The organism is uncultured Aquimarina sp., assembly GCF_947495315.1.
Taxonomy (GTDB): domain Bacteria; phylum Bacteroidota; class Bacteroidia; order Flavobacteriales; family Flavobacteriaceae; genus Aquimarina.
The window spans coordinates 40519-52924 of sequence record NZ_CANLYD010000008.1 but is presented as its reverse complement, the minus strand read 5'-3'; the positions used below and the strand labels follow the sequence as shown (position 1 = coordinate 52924).

At 33.5% G+C, this 12406-nt stretch carries 10 protein-coding genes; 6 read left to right on the top strand and 4 right to left on the bottom strand.

Translation table 11 applies throughout. From position 1 onward, the window contains the following. Positions 1 to 37: 37 nt before the first annotated feature. Positions 38 to 709 carry an SDR family NAD(P)-dependent oxidoreductase gene (locus Q0910_RS15145; protein ID WP_299218244.1) on the top strand — a complete coding sequence of 224 codons (672 nt, stop codon included), beginning with the start codon at positions 38 to 40 and terminating at the stop codon, positions 707 to 709. Positions 710 to 1179: 470 nt separating this feature from the next. Here Q0910_RS15145 and Q0910_RS15140 read toward each other — a convergent pair whose 3' ends face one another. The 3 genes from Q0910_RS15140 to Q0910_RS15130 are packed head-to-tail and all read right to left on the bottom strand — an operon-like array spanning position 1180 to position 3384. Further along, positions 1180 to 2178 (bottom strand): NADP-dependent oxidoreductase, encoded by a 999-nt coding sequence (locus Q0910_RS15140; protein ID WP_299218242.1) that lies wholly within the window; start codon positions 2176 to 2178, stop codon positions 1180 to 1182. A gap of 49 nt (positions 2179 to 2227) precedes the next feature. After that, positions 2228 to 2983: a GNAT family N-acetyltransferase gene (locus tag Q0910_RS15135; RefSeq protein WP_299218240.1), complete on the bottom strand. Its 756-nt coding sequence runs from the start codon at positions 2981 to 2983 to the stop codon at positions 2228 to 2230. After that, positions 2980 to 3384, bottom strand: coding sequence for a nuclear transport factor 2 family protein (locus tag Q0910_RS15130; protein ID WP_299218238.1), 405 nt, complete (start codon positions 3382 to 3384; stop codon positions 2980 to 2982). The genes Q0910_RS15135 and Q0910_RS15130 overlap by 4 nt, the downstream gene beginning before the upstream one ends. Before the next feature lie 555 nt (positions 3385 to 3939). Between Q0910_RS15130 and Q0910_RS15125 the strand changes: the two genes are divergently transcribed. The 5 genes from Q0910_RS15125 to Q0910_RS15105 all read left to right on the top strand — a co-directional run bounded on the left by Q0910_RS15125 (position 3940) and on the right by Q0910_RS15105 (position 11021). Further along, positions 3940 to 4218: a 2TM domain-containing protein gene (locus Q0910_RS15125; RefSeq protein WP_299218236.1), complete on the top strand. Its 279-nt coding sequence runs from the start codon at positions 3940 to 3942 to the stop codon at positions 4216 to 4218. A gap of 889 nt (positions 4219 to 5107) precedes the next feature. Further along, positions 5108 to 6718 (top strand): isocitrate lyase, encoded by a 1611-nt coding sequence (locus Q0910_RS15120; protein ID WP_299218234.1) that lies wholly within the window; start codon positions 5108 to 5110, stop codon positions 6716 to 6718. A 457-nt stretch (positions 6719 to 7175) separates the two neighbouring features. After that, the gene (locus Q0910_RS15115) at positions 7176 to 8294 is read left to right on the top strand and encodes a T9SS type A sorting domain-containing protein (RefSeq protein WP_299218231.1); all 1119 of its coding nucleotides are present in this window, start codon (positions 7176 to 7178) and stop codon (positions 8292 to 8294) included. 45 nt (positions 8295 to 8339) lie between these two features. Further along, positions 8340 to 9344: a prolyl oligopeptidase family serine peptidase gene (locus Q0910_RS15110; protein ID WP_299218228.1), complete on the top strand. Its 1005-nt coding sequence runs from the start codon at positions 8340 to 8342 to the stop codon at positions 9342 to 9344. 30 nt (positions 9345 to 9374) lie between these two features. Continuing rightward, positions 9375 to 11021: a serine hydrolase domain-containing protein gene (locus Q0910_RS15105; protein WP_299218225.1), complete on the top strand. Its 1647-nt coding sequence runs from the start codon at positions 9375 to 9377 to the stop codon at positions 11019 to 11021. 160 nt (positions 11022 to 11181) lie between these two features. Here Q0910_RS15105 and Q0910_RS15100 read toward each other — a convergent pair whose 3' ends face one another. Further along, on the bottom strand, positions 11182 to 12357 hold the full coding sequence (locus Q0910_RS15100) for a PepSY-associated TM helix domain-containing protein (RefSeq protein ID WP_299218223.1): 1176 nt from the start codon (positions 12355 to 12357) through the stop codon (positions 11182 to 11184). Positions 12358 to 12406 lie beyond the last annotated feature (49 nt).

Here is a 12406-nt window from a genome sequence, read left to right as displayed (position 1 = left end):
GAAGTAAAACTATGTATTAAAAGACTATAGAAAAAGTATGAAAAGTAAACATATTATCATAGTAGGAGCGGGTCCGGGAATCAGCATGTCGGTCGCTAAAAAATTCGGAAAGGAAGGTTATATAATTTCGTTGATTTCGCGTTCTGCTGACAAGCTTATCCAATATAGTTCTGAACTGAACAAGCTAGGAATTCGTAATTCGGTCTTTGAGGCGGATAGTGGTAACTATAAAATGCTGGAGCATCAAATTAATCTGGCTGTTATCAAACAAGGTGCACCTAAAATGGTATTATATAATGCTTTTAAGGCTTCAAAAGGAACTGCACTGAGCTATAGCACTGATAATTTTCATAAAGATTTCGATATCAATGTGATGGGCGCTATAAGGGTGGCCAAAATTGCACTACCTAATATGATTAATAATGGCGGTGGAAAGCTTTTATTTACCGGCGGTGGACTTGCCCATTATCCGCATGAGGAATATGCTTCACTTAGTATTGGAAAAGCTGCGTTGTTGACTTTAGTAAAATTGTTGTCACAAGAAGTCCAATCAGAAAAAATCTTGATAGGAACCTTAACCATTATGGGTTTCGTAGCAGTAGGAACTTTTTATGATCCCGATAAAATTGCCGAAGCGTATTGGAATCTTTTCAATACAAATTCTGATAGTTGGAACACTGAAACTTTGTACCATGAAAACAAGGTCTAGAAAGTTCATAAAATATTAGTAAGGATTATACTATATAAGGGTTCTTAGAATCAAAAAAATAGATATTATAAAAACGTATTTCAACTATTATATAGTCCTCTAGTCCTCGTTATATAAATATTGAGATTAGGTAAATTGACTTTTCACTGTATTATATCGAGAATGAAACTCTTATAAAACAATTAAAATCAATTCAGACAGAAATAGGAAAACTATTAAATCGAGAAACTGATTAGACTATTTTCTTTGGTTTAGAGTATTTCTCATAAAGCTTACTATATTCATACTTGCATATCATTTACTATTTCTAAAGTGTAAAATAGCGGATATCTTGGTGGAATTTAGCGTTTTTTTATGCGCTTTGATTTTGGTTTCAGGCGCCTATAAGAATTCTTATTTTACGTAATGACAAGTGTTATTTTACTAGTAAAAAAGTCGAATAAGAAAATTAATCCCGAAAAACGTTCCTTTTATGAAGTTATGTTGACTTTCAGGATCAGTTTACCCAACTTTTCTCCCGAAAATAATCTTAGAAATGCATCATGAAAATTTCCTATCCCCTCAACAATGAATTCTTTGGACTTTAATTTTCCTTCCATAAGCCATTTACCCATTTGCATATATGCGGTATGATAGTCCTTGGCGTAATCTATGACAACAAACCCTTCCATTCTGGCTCGGTTAACCAATAATGAGTAATAATTATCAGGTCCCTTGTGCTTCTTATTGTACTGGGAAATTGCACCACAAATAACAATCCTCGCCTTCCTATTGATCTGAGTGAGGGCTATATCCAGTATTTCTCCACCTACATTGTCATAATAAATATCAATTCCATTCGGACATAGTTCCTTCAACCGTGTTTTGATATCTTCACTTTTGTAATCAATTGCACCATCAAAGCCAAGTTCGTTTACAATGTAATCACATTTTTCCTTTCCTCCCGCAACGCCTACAACTTCGCAGCCTTTGATCTTTGCTATTTGGCCGACCGTACTTCCAACTGCACCAGCTGCCCCGGAAACCAACACGATCTCTCCTTCTTTTGGTTGTCCTATTTCGAGCAATCCGAAATAAGCCGTACGCCCTGTCAAACCCAATATACTTAGATATTTGGGCAGTGGAGCCAGATTTGGGTCAACTTGCAACCAACCCTTGCCATCGGTCGCTACATATTGATGCACGCCACTCAAGCCCGCATAATAATTACCCACTTTCATATCCGGGTTATTAGACTCAATTACTTTACCTACGCTTCCGGCACGCATCACATCTCCAACTTGTACAGGAGGAAGATATGATTTTGCATCCTTTATCCAGCCACGCATAGCAGGGTCAATGGATATGTATTCTGTTTGAATCAAGGCTTCACCTTCGCCAAGAACAGGAATAGGTTGTTCTTCTAATTGCCATGTTGATTCATCAGGTAATCCTTCAGGCCTTTTAGCCAATAATACTCGCTTATTCATAAGTTAGATTTTAAAGAGTTTATACTGAAACTTACGTTTACTTTGATTTTTAAATAGTGAGTTCTTTTTTTAAAATATTTCTAAATCGCGTGGCACTTAAATAATGGTCATCTAGTAACTTACCATCAAGCAAAAGATTGAATACGCCAAAGCCGGAAGGCGCCATTTTCGCTTCTTTTACGGTATTTATTTTAGACACTTTTAAATCTATATCGTAATCCATCGCAACGTTTAGTATTGCTGCTACGGACTTCTCGTTCCATGGGCACTGATCTGCATAAAGAAGATGCCAACCTTTATACTTTTTTTGTTGGTTGGTCCAATTATAAAATTTAGGCGTTTCAGCTTTACTGTTCCATGTTTTAGAAAGTAGTTCGAACCGGTCCTTTGCTTCAATTTGTTCAAATCCATTTTTCTCAAAAAGGGTTTTATTAGCAAGCCAACCACCTTTACTTGTAATGACACATACACCATCCATACCTTTGGCTTTTGCTTCTTTTTCGGCTTCTTCAATAAGCATTGAACCATAGCCCTTACTCCTTTCCTTTTTAGAGTATACGTAAGTACAATGAATAAACATATAATTATCAGCATCTATAGGTCGCCACGCATTTTTTGCTGGCACATATTCAATAAATCCAATCATCTTGTCTTCTTCGTTTTTCAAGAGTTTTATTCTTACCCCTTCTTTATAACGCTTTTCAAACCACTCAACTTTATCTTTAAATCCTTGTTTTTTAGTGTCCTTTATACAGAAGAAAGTTTCTTTTACTGCATTTTCTGGTGTAACGGCTACTATTTTCATAATTTTTCTTTTATAGTTTTTATCATTTTTGCGGTGTGGATAACAGGTATATCCCAGGCTTCTTTAATCTGGCCACCCATAATACACCATACCACAATAGCGTCAATTTCCATTTGATTCCCTTTTAATATCATCGTGTCCTTAACATGTGTGATGATTATTTTATCTCCCATAGGAGTTGCGGATAGAGGATGTACCTTAAAGGAACCACTTGTATAGCCTCCTATTTTTTGGAAGAAATCCGTCAAACCAGAGAGGCCCAAATAATCTCCTTCCAACTCAGACAGCTCTGGATTTATATAATGCCAAACAAAATCTTTGGCTAACACCTCAGCCACACTATTGGGATTTGCAGGATTGAACTTCTTTAAAATACTGACATTTGGATGTTCTTTATTCATGATATTAATTTTTTAGTTAGCCGCTTTTTAGAATGAATTACCTTCAAGCTCTATTTGACCAAAAGAGACCATTGTACAAAGTGAGGTAAGTAAAACAGCTATCGCTTTTATGAGTACTTTTTTTTAGATTCGAGCACTAAATATATTGACTATCAATTGTTTGAAAAATGACATAAATCATTAAGGGCTTCTTTTATCCAGTTGATCTTGGAAATTGAATTCACTGTTTTCGCATATTGAAATTATAGGATTGATAACACACATTCTAAAAGGAGTATTCACAATACTTATTGCTTGATAGTGAATAACTGTTCACACCTGGCAATCCTATATCAAATCCCTTCTTAACCATTCTCCACCTGATAAATATCATTGATTTACTTTTCTGCTTGAGGTACATTTATGTGAAAACGATGAGTTCGCAAAGTTGAAAGCGGTTAGGGTCGGAAATATGAATGAGCATACTGCCTTTAAGAAGTGAAAAGGTTAGGCCTCTTCTTTGGTTATTCATCTTTAACCCAAAACAACAATTATAATCTAATAATAAGATATATCATGGAAAATACAGAAGCATATCAAAAGGCAAAGAAGAAAGTAAAGGCAAAGCTTAATTTTAAAACTCATTTAACAGTATATCTCGTAGTAAATGCAATTCTTATAAGTATAAACCTCATTAATTCACCAGATTATCTATGGTTCGTTTGGCCACTTATGGGATGGGGCATAGCGATATTTTGGCATGCCATGAGCGTATTTGTTATTAACAAGGAATCCGGGATCACAGAAAGTATGATTCGGAGAGAAATGGACAAGCAACTTTCGAAAAAGGAATAACATTGTTCATTTTTGAGGAGGTTGGGGGAAGCTTCTTTTTTACCAGGATGTTTCGATTGTTAAATAAATACCGCACTCCTTACAATCCATATTTTCGGGAAAGGATGCTGTGTCAGCATATGTTTTTACTTTTCCAGTAATTCGTCCAGTGTTAAATCTGTTCTAACCCAAAACGGACTCTTAAATTTATCCAACCTATTAAAATAAGATTGTGATCTTTCATCCCGAAAAACTAAAAACGGAATCCCTATAGAACTCCAGACTACGAAATCTCTACAATAGTGTCAAATTTTTATTAAACTTAACGACGAAAGATATCGATAAAACATATCTAATTTCTCAAAAAAGAAGAACAACCTCATCAATCTTCAGGATATTCTATCCTTTTTCAATTTTATTAAAAATAAATTTTAGCAAACCAGAAAGCTTAGAACATCCAATTAAGAAAGCTCTTCTAAAACCCATATCTATTTGATTTTCAATTAAAAAGTAAAAAATAAGACACTTTTTTCATAACCCATAAATAATAAAAACACCTTCCTGCGAAAAGATTATTTTTTATTTTTTTATCACTTTTAGCGAACGTTCGCTTTTTTTATCAAAAACTTTTTTATAATATTGTCCTGTAATTAATTTCTGATGACAGTCAGTAAATCATATTACAAAAAAGAAGAATCTGGTAGACGCTACTATGTAGCAATTGGAATTCGAATTATTAATAAAGACAAAAATCTAAGAAGATGAAATCTCAAGTAAAAACTAAAACACTGGTTACCAATTGGGCTATTAATAACACGATTGATTACAATTCGTACGTCTACAGCCCACAAAAATCAAACAACTCAAAATAAAGACAGTAACCTTAAAATAAAATATAAAACATAACATTATGACTACTTATAATTCAGCACTTGATACTGTACGCACACTAAAAGCTAAACACGGAAATACCTGGGCAACTATAAGCCCGGAAAATGCTGCACGTATTGCCGTACAAAATAGATTTAAAACAGGATTAGATATTGCTAAGTACACAGCGTCTATCATGCGTAAAGATATGGCAGCATATGATGCTAATAGTGTAAATTACACACAATCATTAGGTTGCTGGCACGGTTTTGTTGCCCAACAAAAAATGATTGCGGTAAAAAAACATAAAGGTACAACCGATAAAACATACTTATATCTTTCTGGTTGGATGGTAGCGGCATTACGTTCAGAATTAGGCCCTTTACCTGATCAGTCAATGCACGAAAAAACTTCAGTTCCTAAGCTAATCGAAGAGATATACACCTTTTTACGTCAAGCTGATGCAGTAGAATTAAATGATCTTTTTCGTCGTCTGGATACTGGAGAAGATGTTCAGGCTGAGATCGATAATTTTGAAACACATGTTGTACCAATCATTGCCGATATTGATGCAGGTTTTGGTAATGAAGAAGCGACGTATCTTTTAGCTAAAAAAATGATTGAAGCTGGTGCTTGTGCTCTTCAGATCGAAAATCAAGTATCTGATGCTAAGCAATGTGGTCATCAGGATGGTAAGGTAACAGTACCACATGAAGATTTTATCGCTAAGTTAAACGCACTTCGATATGCTTTCTTAGAACTAGGTATAGAAGAAGGCGTAATCGTTGCCCGAACAGATTCTGAAGGTGCTGGTTTAACACAAAAACTACCAGTATCTCAAGAGGAAGGCGACTTAGCATCACAGTATATGGATTTTGTGGAAGCAGAAGAAGTTCTTATAGATGAGGTTAATGAAAATGATGTATTATTCAAACGTGATGGTAAATTAGTTCGTCCCGTAAGAATGCCTAACGGTTTATATAAATTTAAAGAAGGTTCTAATATCGATCGCGTTGTATTAGATTGTATTACAAGTCTAGAGAATGGTGCCGATTTATTATGGATTGAAACTCCAACTCCAAATGTGAAGCAAATAGCACATATGGTAAATCGTGTAAAAGAACAGGTGCCAAATGCTAAATTAGTATACAACAATTCTCCATCTTTCAATTGGACGATTAATTTCCGCCAGCAAGCATTCGATGCCATGAAAGAAGCAGGCGAAGATACATCTTCTTATAACCGTTCTGAACTAATGGACGTTAAATATGATGGCACCGAATTATCAAACCGAGCGGATGAAATGATTCGTATGTTTCAGGCAGAAGCATCTCGTGATGCTGGTGTATTCCATCACCTAATTACATTACCAACATATCACACTACCGCATTGCATATGAATGATCTTGTAGAAGGTTATTTTGGTAACGAGGGAATGTTGGCATATGTAGATTCTGTGCAACGTCAAGAAATACGAAAAGGTGTATCTTGTGTAAAACACCAACGTATGGCAGGTTCTGACTTAGGAGATGATCATAAAACCTTCTTTGCAGGTGAAAAAGCTTTAAAAGCTGGTGGTGAGAAAAACACTAGTAATCAATTTGAAATTAAAACAAGTGTTAAAGAACCAGAACTGGTTTTAGATAAATAAGACTCGAATTTGAGTTCTGTAGAAAGGTGACCTATAATAGGGTCGCCTTTTTTTATGGATGTTATGTCATCATTTTATAGTTAGTGTACCCATCAATACTTGAACACAAGAACTAAGAATATTCATTTAAACACAAAAATCAATTTAGATCTTTCAAAAAAGATACTCTTCCATACTAAAGCATCTTTTTTAAGAAGAAAAAAAACCTGCAAACAAAAAACAATCACCACATCTTTAATTAAGACATCAACAATCAAATTATCAAGTGACTTTATAAAACTTTGTTTTTCGTAATAACAAATCTAAGTTTACACTTGAAACTTAATAGTTCATTTAATTTCTAAAAAATAACAACAGAACTATTATAAAAAACATATATAAATAAGTCTCAGTGGGTACACAAAGTCGCTATCCACACTTTTTGAATATAGTTTTGTAGAAACTGAAATCTATTATTATGTTCAAAAAAATTACACTTCTATCGATCTTCTTAACAGTTAACTTTTCGTTCTCACAGACGGTAACAACCGTTTTTGATGGGATTTTTTATGATGGTATAGGACAAGATTCCCAAGGTAATATCTATTGCTCTGATTTTTCTGGAGAATCTGTTTTTAAATATAATACCGAGGGAGTAGTAAGTACTTTTAAGAGTGGTTTTATGAGTCCAAATGGTATTGGCGTAAATGAGCAAGATGAAATTTTTATTTGTGATGCTCGCGCAAATACTGTTTTCAAATACGATTTAAATGGAACCCTTCTAACTACTTACACAATAAATATAAACAACCCAACAGGTATTAAAAATATTCCAGGAACAACAGATATGCTTCTTGTGGAATACAATAACAACACCTTAAAACGATTAGCTTCAGACGGAACCGTATCGACATTGTTTTCAGGGTTTCCATTAAATGGTCCTTCAGGAATCGCATTTATAAATGGCGAAACTTTTATATCAAATTACAACGACAGAAAAATTATGCGGTTTGAAAATGGAAATATGACGTTGTTAAGTCAATTACCGGCTACCGCGCCAAACAATAACGTTATTGGTTTTTTAACAGCTTCAAACGATCAATTATATGCAACACAAGCGGGTGCCCATCAAATCTATGTTATCGACCCTATTTCTGGAAATGCAGCAGTGTACGCAGGTTCTATACAAGGAAGTACTGATGGTGACATCTCTACTGCAACATTTAATTTCCCTAATGGCATTTTAGCAGATACGGTTAATAATAGAATCTATGTTTCTGATGCAGGAACAGGTAATCTACGTATTATTGAAAATACAACCTTATCAACTTCAGAATTTGAAGCTAATAATATTGATTTAAACATATTTGCTGATAGAGAATCAGATATGATTGGGATAAAAGCAAATTTAACTTCTAGTGAAAAAGCAAACATTAAGATTTATGAAATTACTGGAAAAGAAGTGTTTAGCAAGGATTATTCGGTTTTAAATTTAGAGTTTTTTGAAACCATTAATAAAAATACTTTCAATTCTGGAATTTATATTGTTTTGTTCACTCAAGACAACATCGTATCAAGCAAAAAAATAATACTGTAACATTAACCAAATAAATCCATCCTTACTTATGCTAACACTTGATATATGAAAAGTAGTTTCATGGTAATAATCTTATTAGGTTTTTTAACTGCTTGCGATAAAGATGATTTTTTAGATAATTTTGATAATCAAATACTTTTTGCAACTCCTACTGAAGTAGAATTAAATGCTATATCCCAGGATTGGACATCTAGAGATTTATCTCCTGATGATTATCGATTAGAGCAAATTATTGAGCTAACATCTAATGGGGCTATATTGAAAATAGTTTCATATCGAGTCAATGGGTTTAAAGAATATGGAGCTCTTATTATACCAGAATCTAGTATACCGTTGCCTATTAGAATGCAAATTTTTGGATTTTCTAAGGAAGTTACGACCAATTCATTCAGATTAAATTTAAATGACGATTCTGACCTTCCTTTTATTTTTGCCATACCTGCTCTTAGAGGACAATCGTTACGTATAACAATTAATAATGAAGAATATACTACACCAACGTCTGAAGGCAGACATTGCGATGCTTTTGACGGAGCTACTGATGATGCATTGGCGTTTTTAAATATTATAGAAAGTACCGAAACTAATGCTGACTTTAATCGAGTGGCTGTAAATGGTGGTAGTCGAGGTGGAACTGTCGCTTTACTTATGGGAGAACATGATGAACGTATTAAAAGAGTCGTTGGCGTAGTCGCACCAACTAACATGTTAGAACTTACATCACGAAATGAAAATGACACGACATACCAATGTCAGTTTTTACAAGAATTAGTAAGTGGAAATATTACAATTGAAGAAGCTAGATATAAAATGATTGCTAGTTCTCCGATCTATTTTGCGAAAAATTTACCCTTAACACAACTTCACATGGCAGAAAATGATCAAAATGTTCCTCTTTCTCAAGGGGAACAATTATTAGATGTGATGACAAATTTAGGACTAGGTGAAAGTTTTGAATTATTTGTATATGAAAATAGAACTCATTCAAATATTGGAATGGAAAATCAAGAATTGACCAGTAGAATTCAACAGTTTTTAAGTCAATTATAATCAAAAAAACACTCAAACTTCAAAGCTATTATGAAAAAAGGCATTCTCCTATACATATTTGCATTATTTATAAGCTCTTGTCATAACAACTCTGAAAAGATTCTTGATTTTTCGGATCAAGTAGATGCCTTATGCAAAGAGCTTGACACGAAAGATAAACCTGGGGTTGCTATTGCTGTGATTAAAGATGGAAAGAGAATATACAGCAAAGGGTTTGGAATGGCCAATCTAGAACATAACACTCCTATAACTCCAAATTCAGTCTTCGATATTGCTTCAGTTTCTAAACAATTTGTTGGCTTCTCTATTGCTTTATTGGTAGAGCAAGGCAAACTTAGCTTAGACGACGATGTTAAAACATACATACCTGAGTTTCCTAATTTTGTATATCCTATTACAATTAAACATTTATTACATCATCAAAGCGGTTTACGTGATTGGGTAAGTGCACTAAAACTCTCTGGAGTACAATTAGAAGATGTTGTTTCTTTTGAGAAAATCTTGGAGATGACCTATAAACAAACTGATCTTAATTTTATTCCAGGCGAACAATATAGCTATAGCAATACAGGATATAATATTTTGGTCGAAGTCATTCAACGCATTACCGAACAACCTTTTACCGATTGGACCAAAACACACATTTTCGAGCCATTAGGTATGGCAAACACACATTTTAAAACTAATAATTCTGAAGTAATCTATAACAGTGTCAATAGCTATTATGAAGAAGAAAACACGCCTTTCTTTTATAGCCCTAATAATCTAACTGCAATGGGTTCAAGCTCATTGCAAACCTCATTAAATGATTTAGCTAAATGGATGCAGAACTTAGATAATCCAAAAGTTGGAAAACCATCTACAATAAAGCTGTTACAGAAACAAGGTGTATTGAATTCGGGTGAAATCACCAATTATGCATTTGGAGTTGAGTTAGACGAGTATAAAGGATTGAAACGAATTGCTCACGATGGTAGTTGGGCTTCATTTAACACCTACGTTGCTTATCTACCAGAGCATCATTTTTCTGTAGTTGTTTTATTTAATCGTCCATGGTGGGCACAAGATATGGCGCAAAAAATCATAGATATTTATTTAGCAGATGTTCTAGAAGCTGAAACTGAAGAACCTGATGTTCATATTACGCCTTATAAAGATGTTATTGATTTAAAAGTTTTAGAATCCTATTTAGGTACATATCATTTAGAAGCAGATGTTTATGTGCATATTTTTTTAGAAGATGATAAAATGTATGCTCAGGCAACTGGAGAAGATCAGCAAGTGATGACTGCGGTATCTGAAACCAAATTTTGGGTTGAATCTTATGAAGCCTATATCGAGTTTGGAACAAACCGATATATATACAAAGGGAAAACATATGAAAAAAAGAAATTAATGAAGCCTCTTATTTTGGAATATATAGATAACTATACAGGTAAGTTCTATAGTGAAGAATTGAATACAGTTTACGATGTGAAGTTAGATAATGGTAAACTAGAACTTTTTCATTTACGAAATGGAAGTATTCCATTACATCCCAAATGGCATGACGGCTTTGAAACAGATGCATGGTTTACACCAATTATAGAATTCCAAAGAAATGGTGAAAATGAAGTGATTTCTTTTACGGCTACACAATTTAGAAGTAGGTATCAGAAATTTGTGAAAATTAAATAGGCTACCTTTAATATCTATTAGAGTACTAATAATTTATAAACTTTAAAACTGTTCATCTAAAATTTTGAAGTAATTAATCTTATAAGAAATAAAACTCTCATTAAAACAAAATCCTGAATATAATTTAAACATAGACACTATCCGTAAACACGCGCGGATATCATTTTACAACTACTAGGTCTTTAACAACCTTATTTTCTTTTTGTGTTTTATACTTCCTTCCATACAAAAGTAAAATTCCACTTATAGGTAATGAAGCACATATTAAACTCACTAAAAAAGCAATGATTTTACCTACTATTCCGCCTATTGCTCCGATATGAATATCATAATTCATTCGAATAACTTTATCTGCAAAATCAGCGTTTTTGTACTTACCGTAGATACTTGGAGTTTCTATTTCTTTTAATGTATTTTGATCAAAAAACAGATAGTCCATATTATAATATAGGCCTTTAGAATTGCTTACCTCAACAAGAATTGAAGTAGAATCATTTTCTGGATAATGCAATTCAAAACTATGCGCATCTTTATATTTTTTTTGCAGAATAGGAATCAATTTATCGTATTCAAAATTAGAGATTGTAGTAGATACTGCTACTTGTTCACTCTCTGGAATTACAAATCTAGGGTCTTTATCTCCTCCAGTAGCTTTATAAGCAATAAAATAGAACCAATTAAAAGCCATCACACATCCTGTAAAAGCCAGTATCAAACCAAAAGATGAAATATAAAACCCCGTTACCGTGTGAAGATCAAAATTTTTACGTTTCCATCTAGTTTTACTATTCCAATCAAATTTTAATCGCTGACGCCAATTCTTCTTGTTTTTTGGCCACCAAAGAAAAAGTCCGCTTATCATGATAATCAAAAAGATTAATACTGAATAGGATACTACTCTAGATCCAATAACATCCGGTAACCATAATCGTAGATGGCCTTTTAATATAAAACCAAAAAATCCAGCGTCATTATCTATTCTCTTAATGAACTCTCCAGTATATGGATTTAAGTAGACACTATGATAAAACACCTCTGGTTCAGCTTCATAAAAAACAACTTCTATGGCTTCATTTGGTTTTCCATAGATGACTCCGTGAATGGTTTTATCAGGAATCACTTGTTCAGCCAATTCTTTAATATCAGAAGCTTGTAGAAACTCTTGGTCTTGCGGAATTACATATTTGTAATCATCATAGAAGCTTTCTATTTCTTCTTTAAAAACCCATAAACAACCGGTAATAGAAACAATAAAAAGTACTACACCAGTAACTAATCCCAGTATTTTATGAAGTTGTAAAATTCTTTTACGACTATTATTTCTTTTTTTTGTCATTTATAGCTTGTTAAATACATGGGGCCTGAAAACAAATACTCAGTCCTTT